Annotated in this window: 16 protein-coding genes; 13 read left to right on the top strand and 3 right to left on the bottom strand. The window is 39.1% G+C overall.

The features are described 5' to 3' along the window. Positions 1-200 precede the first annotated feature (200 nt). From PQ479_RS19325 to PQ479_RS19280, 10 genes are all read left to right on the top strand, one after another. Positions 201-2,087: a sigma 54-interacting transcriptional regulator gene (locus tag PQ479_RS19325; RefSeq protein WP_047988173.1), complete on the top strand. Its 1,887-nt coding sequence runs from the start codon at positions 201-203 to the stop codon at positions 2,085-2,087. Between the two features lie 229 nt (positions 2,088-2,316). Then, positions 2,317-3,279 carry an enoyl-CoA hydratase/isomerase family protein gene (locus tag PQ479_RS19320; RefSeq protein WP_053070346.1) on the top strand — a complete coding sequence of 321 codons (963 nt, stop codon included), beginning with the start codon at positions 2,317-2,319 and terminating at the stop codon, positions 3,277-3,279. Positions 3,280-3,361: 82 nt separating this feature from the next. Continuing rightward, positions 3,362-4,738 carry a TIGR00366 family protein gene (locus PQ479_RS19315; RefSeq protein WP_047988174.1) on the top strand — a complete coding sequence of 459 codons (1,377 nt, stop codon included), beginning with the start codon at positions 3,362-3,364 and terminating at the stop codon, positions 4,736-4,738. 35 nt (positions 4,739-4,773) lie between these two features. Continuing rightward, positions 4,774-6,177 carry a phenylacetate--CoA ligase family protein gene (locus PQ479_RS19310; protein ID WP_273717172.1) on the top strand — a complete coding sequence of 468 codons (1,404 nt, stop codon included), beginning with the start codon at positions 4,774-4,776 and terminating at the stop codon, positions 6,175-6,177. Positions 6,178-6,190: 13 nt separating this feature from the next. Beyond that, entirely contained in the window at positions 6,191-7,240 is a 1,050-nt protein-coding gene (locus PQ479_RS19305) for a zinc-binding dehydrogenase (protein ID WP_047988176.1), read from the top strand. A 20-nt stretch (positions 7,241-7,260) separates the two neighbouring features. Beyond that, positions 7,261-8,103 (top strand): 3-hydroxyacyl-CoA dehydrogenase, encoded by an 843-nt coding sequence (locus PQ479_RS19300; protein ID WP_047988177.1) that lies wholly within the window; start codon positions 7,261-7,263, stop codon positions 8,101-8,103. A 15-nt stretch (positions 8,104-8,118) separates the two neighbouring features. Beyond that, the gene (locus PQ479_RS19295) at positions 8,119-8,892 is read left to right on the top strand and encodes an enoyl-CoA hydratase/isomerase family protein (RefSeq protein ID WP_047988178.1); all 774 of its coding nucleotides are present in this window, start codon (positions 8,119-8,121) and stop codon (positions 8,890-8,892) included. A 251-nt stretch (positions 8,893-9,143) separates the two neighbouring features. Next, positions 9,144-10,355 (top strand): acetyl-CoA C-acyltransferase, encoded by a 1,212-nt coding sequence (locus PQ479_RS19290; RefSeq protein ID WP_047988179.1) that lies wholly within the window; start codon positions 9,144-9,146, stop codon positions 10,353-10,355. A 22-nt stretch (positions 10,356-10,377) separates the two neighbouring features. Continuing rightward, complete coding sequence (locus PQ479_RS19285) at positions 10,378-11,154, top strand: enoyl-CoA hydratase-related protein (RefSeq protein WP_047988180.1); 777 nt, start codon at positions 10,378-10,380, stop codon at positions 11,152-11,154. Positions 11,155-11,511: 357 nt separating this feature from the next. Beyond that, positions 11,512-11,868 carry a hypothetical protein gene (locus PQ479_RS19280; RefSeq protein WP_047988181.1) on the top strand — a complete coding sequence of 119 codons (357 nt, stop codon included), beginning with the start codon at positions 11,512-11,514 and terminating at the stop codon, positions 11,866-11,868. Positions 11,869-12,121: 253 nt separating this feature from the next. On the opposite strand, the gene PQ479_RS19275 is transcribed toward PQ479_RS19280, so the two are convergent. Beyond that, the gene (locus PQ479_RS19275; protein ID WP_047988182.1) at positions 12,122-13,192 is read right to left on the bottom strand and encodes a DNA alkylation repair protein; all 1,071 of its coding nucleotides are present in this window, start codon (positions 13,190-13,192) and stop codon (positions 12,122-12,124) included. A gap of 468 nt (positions 13,193-13,660) precedes the next feature. Next, positions 13,661-15,379, bottom strand: a complete 1,719-nt coding sequence (locus PQ479_RS19270) for a DUF2207 domain-containing protein (protein WP_273717171.1) — start codon at positions 15,377-15,379, stop codon at positions 13,661-13,663. A gap of 428 nt (positions 15,380-15,807) precedes the next feature. Here PQ479_RS19270 and PQ479_RS19265 point away from each other — a divergent pair, with 428 nt between their 5' ends. From PQ479_RS19265 to map, 3 genes are all read left to right on the top strand, one after another. Then, positions 15,808-16,344, top strand: a complete 537-nt coding sequence (locus PQ479_RS19265) for a PH domain-containing protein (protein ID WP_047988184.1) — start codon at positions 15,808-15,810, stop codon at positions 16,342-16,344. Next, positions 16,331-17,881 carry a PH domain-containing protein gene (locus PQ479_RS19260; protein WP_047988185.1) on the top strand — a complete coding sequence of 517 codons (1,551 nt, stop codon included), beginning with the start codon at positions 16,331-16,333 and terminating at the stop codon, positions 17,879-17,881. The genes PQ479_RS19265 and PQ479_RS19260 overlap by 14 nt, the downstream gene beginning before the upstream one ends. Before the next feature lie 171 nt (positions 17,882-18,052). Beyond that, on the top strand, positions 18,053-18,799 hold the full coding sequence (map, locus tag PQ479_RS19255; RefSeq protein WP_047988264.1) for a type I methionyl aminopeptidase: 747 nt from the start codon (positions 18,053-18,055) through the stop codon (positions 18,797-18,799). A gap of 39 nt (positions 18,800-18,838) precedes the next feature. On the opposite strand, the gene PQ479_RS19250 is transcribed toward map, so the two are convergent. Next, the gene (locus PQ479_RS19250) at positions 18,839-19,333 is read right to left on the bottom strand and encodes a hypothetical protein (protein ID WP_273717170.1); all 495 of its coding nucleotides are present in this window, start codon (positions 19,331-19,333) and stop codon (positions 18,839-18,841) included. Positions 19,334-19,398: the final 65 nt, after the last annotated feature.

The raw sequence follows: 19,398 nt of genomic DNA, 5'->3' as shown, positions 1-19,398 counted from the left end.
CGTAGCAACAACACAAAATTAGTGATTTAGAGAAGTAGATGCTCTCTTTTAGGGCTCTGCTTTTTTATTTTTGAATTTAAAAGGGCTTTAGTATGAAAAAAGCTATAAGATCTACATTATAGGCTATTGAAAATTGAAAAACATGTATAATCATAATAAATAAAATTATTAGTTTATTATATATTAGGGGGGATGATGAGATGATTGGAGTAATTGCTCCCTACTCTCAGTTTAAAGAAGATATAGAGAAAGTAGCAAAGAAATTACAGGTTGATATCGTTGTTGAAATTGGGGCATTACGAATTGGTTTGAAAAAGGCCCTCAAACTAATACAAGAATTTGGCGTAAAAGTTATGATCGCTCGTGGTCCAACAGCCGATTTTTTTAGAGAACACCTCGACATTCCTATTATCAAAATTGAGGTTAATAACTTCGATATTTTGAAAACGCTTAATCATGCAAAGCAGTTAAACAAAGAAGTTGTTTTGATTGACCATGTGAGTAACAAAGAACGAGTTGATTTAAAAACGATCGCACATATTGCTAATGTAAATATAAGCTTAAGGCAGTATACAAATGAAAGGCAAATCACGAAGCATATTTTAGAGATGGCTAAGTTTGAGGGTGATAAAACGATCATTGGAACCGCGGAATGTATGGATATTACTGCTAAAAGTAAAGGCATGCAGTCTTTTATCGTTTTTTCTCAGTCAGACTCTCTGACAGAAGGAATTCTGAGAGCGCAGGAAGCTTTAGAAAACTATTTAAAAGAGGAAATCAAACAGAAGCATTTAGAATCTATTATTTCTCATAGTCAAAGCGGGATTGTTTCGACGAATCGCCAAGGTATCGTTTTTGTCTGTAATGATGTAGCTGCAGATAGCCTAGGAATAAGTCCTAACGAAATCATTGGTAGGAATCTAGGTAATATTCAAATGCCATTATTCAAAAAGCTACTTGGAGATTTTACTGAAGTAACGAAACGTGTCATTAATCATGGGAATCAAAAATTTTTAATCGATCGTTTCCATTTGTACGAACAAAGTGTCGTTATTATGTTCCAAAAAACAGAGAGTATTTTGCAGATTGATACGAAGGTGAGAAGTGAATTATACCACCGAAGATTTTATGCGAAATATTCCTTTGATGATATTGTGTTTAAAAGTAATAAGATGAGTGAAACAATTTCATTGGCTAAGTCGTATGCAGGTGTTGATAGTAATGTCTTAATTTATGGTGAAAGTGGAACAGGAAAAGAGTTAGTAGCTCAAAGTATTCATAAAGCAAGTGAAAGAAAGGAGGGACCATTCATAGCGGTGAACTGTGGTGCATTTCCAGAAAACCTTTTAGAAAGCGAAATTTTTGGATATGAAGAGGGAGCTTTTACTGGAGCTAGAAAGGGAGGAAAGCCTGGACTATTTGAAATGGCCCATAATGGCACGATATTTCTTGATGAAATTGGAGAAATGGCGATGTCTTTACAAACGCGCTTATTGAGGGTCTTACAGGAAAGAGAAGTAAGACGAATTGGTGGTGTTAAGATTATTCCGGTCAATGTAAGGGTCGTTGCTGCGACAAACAAAGACCTCATTCATTCGATTCGGCAAAATCAATTCAGAAGTGACCTTTATTACCGGTTGAATATTTTATATATTCAAATCCCGCCTTTAAGAGAACGGAAAGAGGATTTAGATATTCTTATTAATAGGTTTTTATTAAAATATCAAAGTCATCCGCAGGTGATTAGTGAGCAGCAACGTCATCAATTAATGCAATACCAGTGGCCGGGGAATATTCGAGAATTGGAGAACTTTATTGAGAGAATTATTGCGGTGCCACCTTCCTTGCATTATCAATTATACGATGATTTACTAAGTGTTCAGTTTAAAGAGGATAAGGAAATACAAAGTGGGAATCAGGATATTGAAACTGAAAAGAATTACATTAAAGTTAAAATTAATCGATTAGAAGAGATGGAAAAGCAAATATTTATTAAATTATACGATCATTACGGCCGAAATAAGAAATTATTAGCAGAGAACCTAGGAATTAGTCGGACGACATTATGGAAAAAACTTAACCAATAGCGATAATGAAATGTTCATTATTTGTGCGTTGTTTAAAAAATGAACAAATTTGTTCAGAAAGTGAACGTTAGCGTTTGTTTATTTTTCTAGAGTAAGAGAACTCACGAAAAAAATAATGGTAATTTTGCTGATAAACCGTGGAGATTTTTTAAATTTTTACGGTTTTTTTATTTTTGGCACAAAAAATGCAATAAGTACAAGTGAATAAAAAAAATGGAGGTATGTAGAGATGGATCATTTTTTAAACCCACCACAACCTGAGGATATGGACTTGAAATTTGTAAAGTACGAAAAGAAAGATGGTGTAGCGACGGTCACGATTAATCGTCCAGACGTTTATAACTGCTTAAACTTTAGAACGTTAAGAGAGATGGCTCACGTATTTGAAATCGCTTCTTGGGATGATGAAGTAGGTGTTGTTGTTTTAACAGGAGAAGGAGATAGGGCTTTTTGTACAGGTGCCGATATGAAAGAACAAAACAATGAAATTTTAGAACGCCCAAGAAATTACTGGAAATGGATGGGGCAATTTATTGAAGCTCATAAAAAACTTTTAGATATAGGTAAACCAACGATTGCTAGGTTAAACGGGATAACGGTTGGTGGAGGAAATGAATTTAATATGAATTGTGATTTGGCAATTATGGCTGACCATGCTTATATCAGGCAAGTAGGTAACTCTCATGGTAGTGTTGCAGCTGGAGGAGCAACACAATGGTTACCGATTATGGTTGGTGATCGTAGAGCCCGAGAAATACTTTGGTTAAATGAAGAAATCACAGCGGATAAAGCATTAGAATGGGGTCTTGTTAATCAGGTTGTTCCTTATGACCAACTAGATGAGGCTGTTCATACGATGGCACAGAAGTTATTAAATAAACTACCTGAATGTGTACGTTATACAAAGGAGCAATCTAACTTCTGGAAAAAGATGCCGCTTGATATGACGGTTGGTCATGCTAGAGATTGGTTAACTGTTCATACAGCAAACTTTGAAACACATGAAGCGATGCGAGCTTTTGTCGAGAAGAGAAAGCCTGATTATGCGATGCTTCGTGAAAGATTGAGTAGTGGAGATTCTTATGAACATAAATGGGGTGCTCCTTCTGTTGAATGTACTGAATGTGGAACGAAGGATATTCCTGAGCACTTTAAGCATTGCGGCGTTTGTGGATCCTTATTAAATAAATAATGAGAATGGGTGTCTCTTAGCTTAGGGGCACCCGGTATTTGTAAGCGTTTTATCCGAATGGAAGATGGGGGAGGGTAAGGCAGTGAAGAAGAATTTATCAGAACGAATAGCTGATTGGTATAGTCGATTTTTTCCTGATGCGTTTATATTTGCCCTTGTTCTAACACTAATTGCACTCGTTGCTTCTGCTTTGTTTACAGAATCTACGACATTTGAAGTATTAGGTTATTGGTTTGATGGTTTTCCAATGTTATTTACATTTGCTTTTCAGTTAATTATTACTTATGCGGCTGCTCTTGTTTTAGTAGATACACCTTTTGTGAAGAAAAGAATTAAGCAAATGGCTAGTCGAGTAAAGTCGCCAACGACGGCCTATGTATCAACAAGTATTGTTGGGGCATTAACCTCATTTTTAGGTTGGTATTTTGGTCCTGTCATCACGTCTTTATATGCCAGAGCTTTAGGTCAGAATGTACAAGGTGTTGATTACCGACTTCTAGCAGCTGTTGCTTATTGCTCCTTTACGATTTCCTTAACCGGTATATCTGGGACGATTCCACTTTTTGTGGCGACAGAAGGTAATTTGACAGATTTATTAGGTGGTATTTATACCCTTGATCAGACGACTTTTTCAACGTTAAACCTAGTTACGGCGTTTGCGATCGTGACGGTTACAACGGTTATGTTTTATTTCATTGGAAGAAATAAAAAGGATATCGTCACTTATGAAGACTTAGCAGTTGTTAAAAAAGGTGAGGTTGCCGCAACAGCTGAAGAAGAAGAGGAAGTAATGACTAAGCAAGCGAAAAAGGATTTATCCTTCGCTGAGAAATTAAATGTATTTCGACCGTTTTTACTTTCAATTGGTGTGCTTGGTTTAGTTTATCTCATTTATTTCTTTGCGCAGAATGGATTAAATGGTATGAACTTAAATTCTGTAGCTTTCATCGCTATTGTCTTAGGTTTTCTAGCCCAAAAAAATCCAACAACCTATATCGAATCCTTTACGAAGAATTTGCCTATTACTAGTAGTATCGCTTTACAATTTCCGATATACGGCGGTATTGCGGCTGTCCTCATTGAGACAGGTATCGCTAATAACATTACTGCATTTTTGGTTAGCTTTGGAAATGAAGTCACATTCCCAATTATCACATTCCTTGTAACGAGTTTTATTAACCTTTTCGTTCCATCAGCAGGTGCCCAATTTACAGCGACTGCACCATTTATTATCCCAGCAGCTGTGGAGTTAGGCGTCGACATTCCAAGAACGATTATGGCAATCACATTTGGTGACCTATGGACAAACTTAGTTCAGCCTTTCTGGGCATTGCTTTATTTCCCAATTTTAGCGTTAGGAACTCGCTTAACTGTGCGTGATTTTATGGGATATTGTTTTCCAATTTTCCTTGCAGTGGGGGCAATTTGGATATTGGGATTATTATTTTTACCGTTATAAACAGGATCGATGGATATCTAGAAGGAGGCACTATTGTGAAGACAACAAAAAAGACTCCGTACTACTATCAAGCTGTTAATTTTGAGAAGCTTGTTAATGCGTATGAGCCGCCACTAGAGTTTATGGATGGAGCATGGAAGTGGAGTCGTGCACAAATAGAGGATAATCAGCTTAAACGATTAAAGGAAACATTAAAAAAAGGGGCAGAAATCCCATTTTACCAAAGGCTTTGGGCGAAGCATGATTTCACTCCAGAAGATATTCAGAGCTTAGAAGACATGCATAAAATTCCTCTATATACGATTGATGATATTCGAGAGAGTATTCAATTAGAGCCACCGTTTGGTGATTATCAAAAATATCATTTTGATGATGGTACACATGAGCCTTTAAGATTTTATACGAGTGGTGGTACGACTGGTGCACCGAGGCCAACGATTTATTCTGCTTGGGACCGCGAAGTAGGGGCTATTTTAAGTGCAAGAACGTTCTATTTACATGGTATTCGTCCTGGTGATGCGGTGATGAATTCATGGGCATATTCGACACATAATGCCGCTTGGATTATGGATCATGGGTTATGGCAATGGTTAGGTTGTACACCCATAACGACAGGAACAGGAAATGTTACGCCAACAGAAAAACAAGTCGAGTTCTTGCAAACCTTTGGTGTTTCTTCTATTTTGGCGACTTCAGATTATCTTGTCCATATTGGAAACACAGCGAAAAAGATGGGAATAGATCCAAAAGAAGATTTGCACATTAAGACATTATCTGGATTTGGAGCGAAAGAGCCTGTACAGGACGTATTCGGATGTCCTGTCTACGATTCTTATGCCTTCCATGAGGTCCAGTATGTGGCAGCAGAGTGTGAGGCAGAGGAAGGGCTTCATATTTTCGAAGATGCTTTTATTATTGAGGTCGTTGACTTTGAAACAGGTGAACCGTTGCCGCCTGGTTATCGTGGCAATATTGTAGTGACGGCTCTATATAAAACGGGGACCCAACAAATTCGTTATAACATTCAAGATATTTCAGCAAGTTATGAGATGAAGTTATGTTCATGTGGAAGCTGGCATAAGAAAATCGATTATTTTAAAGGTAGAAGTGACAATATGATTAAACTCAGAGGCATTAATGTTTGGCCAGAAGCCTTAGGTGACATTGTCTCCAAAAGTGAAAAAACGAATGGGGAATATTTTTGCTTACTTGAACGTTTGGAATCAAATGGTCAAGCAGCTCGTGATGAGATGACTATTTTAGTCGAGCCTAAATTTGTGAGTAGTGATCGCTCAGCATTACAAACTGAATTAGAAGGCCAGCTTAAGCAAAAAATAGGTGTGAAAATTAATGTGAATATTGTCGAACCGGATTCGTTAAGAGAGCTAACAGGTCATGGTGTTAGAGCCAAATTAAAACGGTTTGAGGATCGACGATAGGAGGACCGAAACCATGGACACTACGGGAAAGGTGAAAGGAATAGTTATAAAGGAACATGGTTCTCTTAATCAATTGGACTATAACACAGAATTAGAAAGAGCCCCCCTTCTTAACGAAGAGATTAGCATTAAGGTTTCCTATTGTGGGATAAACCATTTAGATGTGTGGTTACGAGAAGGTGGAAATGGAGAAAAGTTGTCTTTACCTCGAATTCCTGGTGCTGATGTTGTTGGCAGAATTGAAGAAGTGGGGAAAGGGGTAACACATTTACATGTCGGCGATTATGTCACGGTTTATCCTGGAAAAGGTTGTGGTTTATGCGAAAGCTGTAGTCATGGACAAGAAACAGCTTGTCGACATTTTCAAATTTTAGGCTATCACTTTGATGGTGGTTATAGCCAATATGTTCATGTTCAAGCGAAGCGAGCTGTGAAGGTGGCCAAGGAGGATATTCGTTCTTGGGCAGGTGTCCCGGTTTCTTATGTAACCGCTTGGAATGCTTTAGTGACCAAAGCACAAATGAAAGCAAGTGATACCGTTGTTATTTGGGGTGCATCTGGAGGGCTAGGGTTTGCGGCCCTTTCCATTGCAAAAGCTTTTGGTGCTTCCATCATAGGTATCGTAAGCTCTCAGGAAAAAATAGATGCATTAAGAAAACTAGGCTTTGATGATGTGACGTTTATTTTAAGAGATGAACAAACGGCGTCAAATGTAAGAAAGGCTACAGGCAAGGCTGGGGCAGATGTAGTCTTAGATCATGTTGGAGCCAAGACCTTTCAAATAAGCTTAAAAATGTTAAAACGGAATGGTAGGCTGGCATTTTGTGGTGTTACTACCGGGTCAATGGCCGAAGTCGATTTACGTCTTATTTTTGGTAAACAAATAATGATTACAGGTTCTTGGATGGGTGATTTACAAGATTTCCATGAATTAGTTAGATTCCTAGAGAGGACGAGAGCTTTCCCACATATCGATCAAGTTTTTCAATTAGAAGACATTCAATCCGCACAACAACGTTTGCTGGATGGGAAGCATATCGGAAAAATTTTGCTAGAGGTATAAATAGAGTGGAGGGGAATTATATGAAGATATTAGTAGTAGGTTCCGGCGTTATGGGTACAGGGATCGCTTATGCAGCCGCAATCAGTGGATTCGAAACGACGATTCACGATGTGAGTAACGAGAGCTTGAAGAAAGCTGAGTCTTCGATTACGGATTTACTTAGTAGACAACTAGCTAAAGGTTATCTGACAGAGGAACAAAAAGCTTTCGTTGAAAATCATTTAATCTATGAAACGAATTTAGAGAAATGTGCTGGCGATACGGATTTCGTGATTGAAGCTGTACCAGAAGTAAAAGGAATTAAACAAAAAGTTTTTGAGCAACTAGATCGCTTTACGAAAAAAGAAACGCTTTTAGCTACCAATACATCAACTATGAGTCCTACGGAAATAGGTTCATATACAGAACGTCCTGATAAAGTGATTGCGATGCACTTTTTTAATCCCGTTCATCGAATGAAACTCGTTGAAATAGCTCGTGGGCTAGAGACGAGTGATGAAACCGTAGAAGTGGTAAAAGATGTAGCGATCAAAATGCAAAAGGATGTTGTTGTGATTAATGAGATGCCTGGTTTTGTTACGAGTAGAATTAGTAGCCTCGTTGGTAACGAAGCTTTTAATATGCTCATGGAAGGTGTAGGTACTCCTGAAGAGATTGATCGGGCGATTGAGCTTGGCTTAAATTATCCAATGGGACCATTTAAATTAGGTGATTTGGTGGGGCTTGATACTCGATTAAATAACTTACAATATTTGCATGAAACATTAGGGGAGCGCTTTAAGCCAAGTCCGCTTTTAGTTAAATATGTTAAGGCTGGACGTTTGGGGAGAAAGACAGGTAAAGGTGTTTATAGTTATGAGTAGAGAGGGGGATAAAGCTTGAATTACCAATACTTGCAATTAGACATCAAGGATTACATTGGCACGATTCAAATTTATCGTCCAGAAAAAAGGAATGCGATGGACCCGCAGAGTTGGGATGAGCTAGATCAAGCGGTAAAGGAGTTAAATACGAATCCGCTTGTACATGTGATCGTCATTACTGGTCATGACAAAACTTTCGTAGCTGGAGCAGATATCCAATGGATTCACGATCGCAAGCCTATGGATATATATGGGTTAGCTGTACAGGACATTTTATTAAACGTATATAGATCACAGAAACCAACGATTGCGGCAATTAATGGCTATGCTTTAGGCGGAGGCTGTGAATTAGCTTTAGCATGTGATATTCGAGTAGGCTGCGTGGAGGCAAAATTTGGTCAGCCTGAAGTGAATCTTGGTATCTTACCTGCTGGTGGGGGAACACAGCAGTTAACTAAAATTGTCGGATTAGCAAAAGCGAAAGAGTTAATTTTAACCGGGGATATTATTGATGCCGAAGAAGCACATCGGTTAGGGCTATTAAATCATGTCGTTTCTAAGGAGATTTTAATGGATAAAACCTATGAAATTGCCCGCAAGATTGCCAGTAAGTCAGCCGTAACGGTGAAGATGTTAAAAATTGCACTAAATGAAAGTCCAACGAGTGACTTGTCATCAGGTCTTGCCTTAGAGAAATCTTTGCAAGCGGTTTTGTTTGGAACGGAAGATAAAAAAGAAGGAACGCGTGCCTTTTTAGAAAAAAGGAAACCACAATTCAAAGGGTCGTGATGTGTAAGAATCACCTTGGGGAAACAAGGTATTACAAGGACAAAGCCATCGACAAATACAGCCTGCTCCTTCTATTAGGAGGAGGCTTACTTTTTCAATTGATGGGACTTGTGAAAGTTTCGAATTTACGGGGTTATGCGATGTAAAAGCGTGTGCAAGCCCGAGTAATTCCCTCACTTAGTTTTCCTGGACATTATGTAAATAGGTATTCTGAAATTCAAATAAAAATAAATAAATGGAGGAATATAATCATGGTTAGAGAAGTTGTTATTGTTGATGCTGTGAGAACCCCAATAGGAAGATATAAGGGAGGGTTAAAATCTGTTCGACCTGATGATCTAGGAGCAATCGTTGTTAAGGCTCTTATTGAGCGGAATCCACAGTTGAATCCTATCGAGATCGAAGAAGTGATTTTTGGGAATGCCAACGGTGCAGGTGAGGATAATCGTAATGTCGCAAGGATGTCAGCTCTTTTAGCTGGATTACCTGTTGAGGTTGGTGGTACGACCTTAAATCGACTTTGTGGGTCAGGTCTAGATGCGGTTAATTATGCAGCACGAGCTATTGCTGTAGGTGAGGGTGATATTTTTATAGCTGGTGGAACAGAAAGTATGACACGAGCTCCTTTTGTGAGCGGGAAGGCGGAAAGTGATTATCCACGTGGAAATATCACGATGTATGATACAACGATTGGCTGGCGTTTTATTAATCCGCTTTTAGATGAAATGTACGGAACGGACTCAATGCCTCAAACTGCTGAGAATGTTGCTGAGCAATTTGATATTAGTCGTGAGGCACAAGATACCTTTGCTTATAAAAGTCAACAAAAAGCGAAAAAGGCGATGGGTGAAGGGAAGTTCGATGATGAGATTGTTCCTGTCACCATTACCGACCGTAAAGGTAACGTAAAGATTATTGATAAGGATGAACATCCAAGACCTGAAACGACTTTAGAGAAGCTAGGTACACTTAGGCCGATATTTAAAAATGGGACGGTAACGGCGGGTAATGCCTCAGGTGTGAATGATGGTGCGTCGGCCTTACTTATAATGAGTGAGGAAAAGGCAAATCAGTTGGGGTTAAAACCGTTAGTCAAATATAAGGCATCTGCTATTGCTGGTCTTGATCCGCGCATTATGGGGATCGGGCCAATATTTGCTACGAGGAAAGCCCTAGAGAGAGCAGGTTTAACGGTGCAGGACTTGGATTTGGTAGAGTTGAACGAGGCATTTGCATCGCAGTCACTAGAATGTATAAAACAATTGGAGCTAGAAGAAGAGATTGTCAACGTAAATGGCGGGGCTATTGCTTTTGGTCATCCATTAGGTGCGAGTGGCGCACGAATTTTGACAACACTTATTTATGAAATGAAAAGAAGAAACGCCCAAAATGGACTAGCGACGATGTGTATCGGGGTTGGTCAAGGGATTGCCACGATTGTTGAGAATATTAAGGTGCATTGATTTTTTATGGGAGGGCAAGACTGTGAGTAAAGTGATATACGAAGAGAATAATCATATTGGCTATGTGACTTTTAATCGACCAGAGTCTTTAAATTGTTTTGATTTTGAAACATTAAACCAACTCCAAGAGATTGTCGATTCTTTACATATTAATAACGAGGTACGCGTCGTTATTTTTACTGGAGCGGGAGAAAAGGCATTTAGTGCAGGAGCTGATTTAAAAGAAAGGAAAACGCTTAATCAGACGGAGGTTAAGCGGAATGTTAAAGCGATTCGAGATGTCTTTTCTGCAATAGCTGCATTACCGCAACCGACTATAGCTGCTATCAATGGCTATGCACTTGGTGGAGGGCTTGAGTTAGCATTAGCTTGTGATTTTCGTTACGCTGTGCAAAGTGCAACACTAGGATTAACAGAGGTGAGCTGGGCGATTATTCCTGGAGCAGGTGGCACACAGCGTTTAACTAGATTAATAGGAACATCGAAGGCTATGGAATTAATATTAACAGCTAAAAAGTTCGATGCTGAGGAAGCCTTGCAGCTAGGAGTCGTTAATGGCGTAGCGGAGCGATCCGAACTGTTTTCTATTTGTGAGAAATTAGCATACGCGATTACGGCTAATGGTCCGATCGCTGTACAACAAGCTAAATATGCGATTTTACATGGTAGTGAAGTGAGCTTGCAATCAGGACTTGCCATTGAACAGAAAGCGTATGAGGTAATTATTCCAACGAAGGATCGTATCGAGGCTTTAGAAGCATTTGCGGAGAAAAGGAAACCAAATTTTAAAGGTAAATAAATGTATTTGGTTCATACTGCTAACATTAGAAAAAGCGAAAAGCTAGTGGTAGCTCTTCGCTTTTTTAGTTTGAAATTTTCGAGGACCACGTTATAGCTTGTAATCTTGTCTTTTTGTTTGATATAAAACAATGTTCGAACGTATGGCCTCTACATTGTTGTCTAAAAGTATATAATACCGTGCTCAATGTCTATTAATAGGTAGAAATCTAGTGAATGGTATAATCATAGGAAATGGATAAATTCCACTCGTGACGTGGGAGAAATCCCCTGCCATATTTGGATTGCTTGCATATATTGCTAATACATTGATAGAAAAGAAGTCTATCAGTGATGCCATCTTAGAGGAGGAATAGATATGTGTAATTACGGAAATTGTTATTATGATAGCGAATCCAAATGGGATGATGAGCCAATCCGTTGCGACTATGACGCTTATTCCGGAAAGTATTTACCACGAGGTAATAGTAATTTCGTAGGTGTAAGTATGAATGGATATATGGGTGCCAACACGCTTCCAATAGCAAATGGTTTAGCTAATTGGCCAAGCAAAAAGGTCCCTTTACACTGTACAGAGCTTTCATTACGTTTTAAAGAGAATGACGGGCTTGGTACGATTAGAAAGCTTAATCTCGATTTTGCCGAATGTACGCCAGTTACTAACGAACCAGAGGAAGAGGAAGAGAATGGGGAGGTAAACGGTAACGCGGAGTAAAATAGCAATGGTAACGCAGTGAACTTTGAGATGTGATGGCACTTAAGTAACGGTGTAGGCGCTTTGCTTATTGTTCACCTCAAGAAATAGGATATCAACATTTGATCCCAGAAAAATTAAAGAGACCTCTACACTTCTTAGAAAGAGGTAAATAACAAGAACTTGTTTTCTATTAAATGACACGATAATGTTGTTAGGGCGATATGAGCCATCCTCAATATAGAGCATTTCTATATAAGGATGGCTTTTTTTATTAAAATAACTGGAAATGGGTAGTGGTTTGATTTTGTCCATTTATATACAGGATAAGCTCATGTTCACCGGAATAGTGAGTACGTGTAGATAGATTCATAAAGGAATGACTTCTTGTGTATGTGTGATCACCGTGAGCGAACGTTTTTTCTGTTAATTTAAAACGTTTATAATAAAGCTTACCGTTTTTCTTTCTGTAACCAATTGCATATTCGATGCGCAGATTCGTAGGCTGTAAGTTTGGTTGATGAAACGTAAATGTAAAAGAAAGTTTATCGCCAATTTTGATATTTTTCTGTAAATCGAAGCTTATAACTTGGATACCAGAAATAGGTGGGAAACCAAATAGCGCTAAAATATCTGGGTCGCTTTGTTTAAGTAAAGTTCGGCAACCATGTTTTAAAATCCAGTCTGTATGTTTATGTTGGCCATACCACTGACTTGCTAATTTCTTCACAAGCTGAGGATGATCTTTTGAGATGTCATTTAAGTGATTAGCAACGCTTTTTCTAACGTATAAACTTGTATCCGTCTTTAAATCTTCTAAGATAGGTAAAACAGGGGAAGGATCTTTTTTCAATTGGTGTAAGGGTTTGGCCCAAGGTAGCCTAGGGCGTGCACCTTCACTCGCTAAACGTCGGACATGCTCATCGTTATCATGAGCCCATTCATACATAAGAGCAAGCATTGTATCTTGATCCTTTTCAATAAAAGGACGAACAGCAAATTCAGAGCTGGAATAGGGAGTAAATTCTTTTAACGCTTGAACCGATAGTTTCCAATTGTCTTGTCCATAAACTTCAATAAAATCAGGGAAAAATAAATAACCGAAGCCTTCGCATTTTGGTGCGATTTCTCGTAAGTAACCGATAGCTTTTTCATAGGGATGAATGGTTTGACCAATGGCTGTCGCAATTCGCCTTATTCTTTGTTTCAGCTCAAGGTCTTCCCAATCACTTGTAAAAATCAACTCATAAAATTGTTGGTCAGGAAAATTTGGATACACGTTTTTCATGTTGGTGACAAAGGGTAGTAAATAGTCTTTTGTATAAAGGTTTTTGAGTGGTTCCATGGCGCCTCCTTGAAATGAAGTTTTGTTTCTTTGATTATAGAACATATATTCGCTATTTTCAAATTAGGATGAAAAAAGACTTCCAAGTAAGAGTCGGAAGTCTTTTAAATGAAAGTTATTTATGGGCAATAGGTTGTGCCTTGAAGTTAGCTGGTCATCCATCTTGCGATAGATGACTTAACAGGAGACTCCTACCTTTTTGTGCGTACGACTCCTCATGGTGATGGAGTTGTAAACGGGCCAACAGTTTGAACAGTCGCCACTACTTTCATCTATGTTGGTGGCGGAGTGAATGAAGAGCCACCAGTTTGAAGAGCGAAACACGATTTCCTATTTGTGGTGAGTTGCGGTTTTGGCACCGTTTGAGCGGGGATAGGGCAATTTCCTTCCTTTGTATCACAAAAATTACAAAAGAGGTTGATCACAACCTACGTGATTAGTTTGTGATCGTAGAGTTGCTGATTTCTGTTAGAATGCTCCGTTACCACCACCGCTACCGCCTGCGCCTGATCCACTAGAGGAATGACTAGAGCTACCGCTATCCGTTATATAGAATGCTTGATTAGAGTTACGAGTGCTTTGTGAGATGATTGCTCCCAGATATAAGTAGGAGAGCGGGTCGGCGTGTGAATAAACGTTGTGATTGGTCGCCGTGACATTAGCTTGATTCTTAAAGCTTTCAACGAGTTTATCGTGATCTTTCATGAAATGCTTATTTTTTGTGCCGAGACTATAGATGATGGCTTGTTTTAATTTGTCAGGGTCCCATTGTGTCCAATCTTGTTGTGGAGTTTGATTAAATGATTTTTGAAACGCCTGCCATTCGTAAATGACTTCTTCTCCTAAGAGAGTTTTCGTTGAATAGAAGCAACTGAACAATAGAAAGAATAAAGCTAAGATCAGAGTGAATACAAACTCAGCGATTAAGCCATTCAGTGGAAAAAAGAATAGAAATGGGACATTAATAAGCATAAGGATAAGTGAAAAAATCCTAGTCATCTTCTGAGAGTCAACGAGGTTCGCTTCCTTTGTTTCCATTTTGACGGCATTAATCCAGCTATGATATTGGTTCATGTATGTTTCTCGGTTCTTTTTATTTTTTGCGTATTTATCCATATCTTTAACAGAAAAAGAGTCACCTTGACCGATTGTGTTAAATAGCCAGTAAGTAAAGGTCTGCTCGTGCTTATTCATGCCATCTTTCGTTTGAAGAGTAAAGTGACCACGTTCTTCTTCTTTGACGTAACCTTGCCTGACTAGATCAAGTAGAGCAGCAGAAATCGCTTCAGGTGGAAGTTGACCGTAATTTGTATAAAAAATAGCAGCTGGTATGCTAATTATTTTTTTAGGATGGTCCTCGGTTTTTGCGTACTGATATTTCATAGCCGCGATGTTACGTTTTTTGATAAGAACAGCTCTTATAATTAGCCCCGCAGCAAGGACCGTCATAAGGGGAATAAGCAGTTTTCCTATAAAGGCATATTGTTCTTTGCGTTGCTCTGCTTTTTCAACAGCTACTATAACTTCTTGTTGGTCTGCAAGAAATGAATCCTTTATTGTTGCATGGGCCGTCATGGGTGCATCAGAAAATAAATCCGCATCCATAGCGAGGTAAACAGAACCGTCATCTCCTGCACGTAATTCATTAAGGTGATAGGAAACGACACCATTTTGATGGATTTGTTCTTGGTTAAATAAAGTGTCAGTTCCATAAGTGTAAACTTCTTTCGGCTCTCCTGGTGGGTAGATACTAATGATATAGTTAGCAAAGTCAGTGTTGTTATTGGAATCATGGAAAGACCAGGCGAAGGTCGCTAAGTCTTCATACACTTTTAGAGCGTGATGAATCGAATAGCTTAACGTAAACGTGACAGTTTCATTTTCTTTGCCCTCACGATAAATATAATATTGACCATCCTTTAGCTCGACATTGAGCTGGTTGTTTTGCTCAAAAGCAGTAAAATCATGTATGGTCGTATTTATGGCTGGGAAGAGCTCACGCGTCATCCCATTAAAGTCATCTTCGAACGTATAGGTGAAATGTTCTTCCACGTGTATCTCACCATTCTCTTGTAAGTGGACATCTATTTCGCTGTTTGTAATCGTAAAATCAACAGCTAAAGTCTGTGTTGGGATAAGTAATAAAAATATAGCAATCATAATGATAAAGACTAACTTTTTGTGCATCATCAACACCGTCCTTTCTTTCTAGTTTATACATACGAGTATTAAGGGTAAATGGTTTCGTTTCTATCAAAGAGGGTAATGCGTCACGTAAGAAATGCTTATGCTATAATGGATTATATACAAAATTTTGCAAAAATCGTCAAAAGTTGAAACTATTCTCATTACCTAACGTAGATCATAATAGCAAGAAAAGGGAGTTTAAAATTAACAGGCCTATTGCTTATCATCTGTACAGCACATGCACCATCCTTTCATGAACATGCCAAATACACAAACATGAAAATAGTGATTTGCCTTTACTTGTTGGCTTTCCATTCAATTTGTTTTTTTAGAATGTTTTGTAGAACTTGAGAATTAGTAGTAACCTAGCTGAGCTCCGCACATGAGCATCAGCAGTAACAAATATACATAGAAAGAGGAGAAGAACTATGCTAGATCGAATCCAAGAGCCCACACAGCAAATATCAACAGAAGCCGTTAAGGTTTGGAGGCTATCCGCCGTATTGCAGCAAGCTGTATCATTTATCGTACTCGTTGTCTTACTTTTTCTCCATTTTTATTTTGATTGGATTACCTGGATAGGTTATGCTTTAATCGCCATTCTTGTATTTGATATTCTATACGCCATTTTTGCCATCTTTATTAGACCTAATCTTTTGCAACGAACGTGGCGTTATGAGGTAGATGAGGACTTTATCCAGCTTAAATTTGGGATTTTTATCAAACGTCATTATATAATACCGATGGTAAAGGTTCAGTATGTGAATACGAATCAAGGTCCGTTGCTAAGACGGTTCCATCTTTCTACCTTATCTGTAGGGACAACAGCTTCTACACATGAGATACCAGCTATACCGGAGCTAACAGCACAAGAATTACGTGGTAAAATTGCTTCATTTGCTGAGTTAAGTGAGGCGGAGGAAGGTACGGTAGATGAGGAGTTGAATCACGATGATGAAAGATGATAAGCATGAGCTACTAAAGGATGGCAAGCGCCTACACCCTTTATGGATTCCTTTTGAAATCGTTAAGTCCATTTATGGCTTAATTATTCCGATCATTATCTTTTTTGTCGTCAACTCAGGTGAGCCATCGATGTTTACAAGAATTGCTCAAATTGCAGTTATCGTCATTTTTGTTTTCATGCTCGTTTCATTAGTGTTTAAGTGGATTAATTTCCGCTATAGCTTTAGTGGTGATGAAATTCGAGTGAATGAAGGTCGCTTTATTCGTAAAAAAAGGTTTGTGCAACTCGAAAGAATTCAAGGGGTGCAGATGACAACTCATTTCATGCAACGCCCTTTTGGATTAACGACCGTGACCATAGATACGGCATCGAGTGCAAGTGGTTCCTCGATTAAGCTTGAATGTATAAAAAGAGAAGATGCTCTTTGGGTTAAAGAATATATCTCCAATTTTCGCGAACAAATAGCGGAAGATAATGAAGTTAGCGATATAAAAGATGAAACCATGGAAGAAAATGAGCGTGTGGAAGAAAAGGAAGAGAAAAAACTGCATTATACCATTACGTCGAAAGAAATTATTTTTGCCGCCTTTACATCTTTAAGTGTCATTGCCTTAGTGCCGGTATTATTCGGTTTCTTAAGTCAACTAAGAGACGTCATCAATATTGATGAATACGTCAGTGAAGCTTATCAAATGATCAGTCAAACGTGGACACTTATTTTATTCACGATTCTTGTGTTATTGATTTTTTCCTTATTATTTGGTTTACTTACGACTTACTTAACCTATGGTAATTACCAGGTTGAAACAAATGCAGAGCGTGTTTTTGTAAAAAAAGGGGTATTATCACAATCAGAATGGACGATTCAAAAGGACAAAGTTCAAGCGGTTAAGTTTACAAAAACTTTTGTACGAAGATGGTTTGGTATTGTTGGAGTAGAGCTCGTATGTGCAGGGGCAACAGGCGATGAAAAAGTGGAACAGACGATGTTGTTTCCTTTTATAACAGAAAAGCGAGCCAACCAATTACTTCCTAAGGTTCTTCCTGCTTTTAAAGTGGAGCAGCCCTTACAGAAGCTGCCGAAAAATGCTTTAGTCGTAAAAATGCTTCGCCCTAGTTATTTTTGGTTAATCGCATCAGCAGGAATCTTCATTTTCTGGAGCGAAAGATGGTATCTATCCCCAATATTACTAGCTGTCATTGTGTTTATGCGATATATTGATTATCTTCATAGCGGACATGGTTTATTTTCACCATTTGTACAATTACGCTCTGGAGCATTTTCTGTGGATATGATTATTGCGGAAAAGAAGAAAATTGAAGAGGTCCAAGTTTCGCAGTCTAAGCTACAAAAAGTATTTGGGTTATCAACGCTGAAAATTGCGACGCGAGGCACACCAGTAAACTTTGCATCTATTGAGGACTTACCATTAGAGGATGCCTATGATTACTATGAGTGGTATCAGCAAAAACGTAAAAGAAAAACCATAGTAGAGCAAGATAACCTAGAAGTTTCAGAATTTCAGGGAATCTGAACGGATGAGTATGTGTTAGATGAAAGCTGCGGGGAGGTGGGTAACCTTTTCCCGTAGCTTATTTTTGAGTGAAATGGTAAGTGGCTATTCATGAATAATGAACATAATTATGGTAGGATAGTTGAAGATAATAAGTAGAAATGAATAAGAAAAAAATGAGGGTGAATGTATGTGATTACATTAAAATCTAAACGAGAGATAGGTCTCATGCATCAGGCGGGAAAATTACTGGCAAATTGCCATAAGGAAATTGCCAAGCTGATTGAGCCAGGTATAACAACGATGGAGATTGATGCATTTGTTGAAAAGTACTTAGCTGAGCATGGTGCTACGCCAGAACAAAAAGGGTACCAAGGCTATAAGTATGCTACCTGTGCTTCAATCAATGATGAAATCTGCCACGGGTTTCCCCGTAAAAAAATGCTGAAAAAAGGTGACATCGTTACGATTGATATGGTTTTTAATTTGAACGGGGCGTTGGCTGATTCTGCGTGGACATATGCAGTGGGAGAGATCTCTGAAACGGATCAAAAGCTTTTGAAGGTGACAAAAGAAGCATTGGATCGGGGTGTGGAACAAGCTGTCATCGGCAATCGTCTTGGTGATATTGGTCACGCGATACAATCCTATGTGGAGGGAGAAGGTTTTTCGGTCGTTCGTGACTTTACGGGTCATGGAATTGGGCCGACCTTACATGAAGAGCCCCAAATTCTTCACTATGGTCAATCTGGAAAGGGGCTGCGTCTCAAGGAGGGGATGGTCATCACGATCGAACCAATGGTGAATGTAGGAAAATGGCAAAGTAAGATGGACAAAAACGGTTGGACGGCACGGACAACGGATGGTAAACGCTCTGCTCAATATGAGCACACACTAGCGATTACAAAAGATGGCCCGCTTATTTTAACGGAACAATAGATGAATAAAGGATGGATGAAGCGATGTAACTTGAGGGTCTCATCGCTTTTTTGTATGGAGCAAAGCAAAGCAAGAGCAAGAGCAAGAGCAAGAGCAAGAGCAAGAGCAAGAGCAAAAGCAAGAGCTAGGGAGATGGTGTTCCTGGCAATAAAGAGGAAGTAAGAGAAAAGAAAGCCCGAGCAAACGTTGAATCACGGGGTTGCGGGCAGAAAAAGCGAGAGAAAGCCCGAGCAAACGCTGAATCGCGGGGTTGCGGTCGGGAAAAGAAGGAGGAAGCCCGGGCAAATGCTGAATCGCGGGGTTGCGGGCAGAAAAAGCGAGAGTAACCCCGAGCAAACGATGAATCACGGGGTTGCGGGCGGAAAAAGCGAGAGTAACCCCGAGCAAACGCTGAATCGCGGGGTTGCGGGCAGAAAAAGCGAGAGTAACCCCGAGTAAACGCTGAATCACGGGGTTGCGGGCGGAAAAAGCGAGAGAAAGCCCGAGCAAACGCTGAATCACGGGGTTGCGGGCGGAAAAAGCGATTAAGTCCATATAATTGTGTAAAAAGAAAAGACATCATTAAACTCCTGTTACAATAGTTTCAACGACGAAAAACT

Origin of the sequence: Alkalihalobacillus pseudalcaliphilus, from assembly GCF_028610675.1 — a bacterium.
Taxonomy (GTDB): domain Bacteria; phylum Bacillota; class Bacilli; order Bacillales; family Bacillaceae_D; genus Alkalihalobacillus; species Alkalihalobacillus pseudalcaliphilus.
Note: the sequence above shows the minus strand (reverse complement) of the source record. Positions and strands in the feature narration are given on the sequence as shown.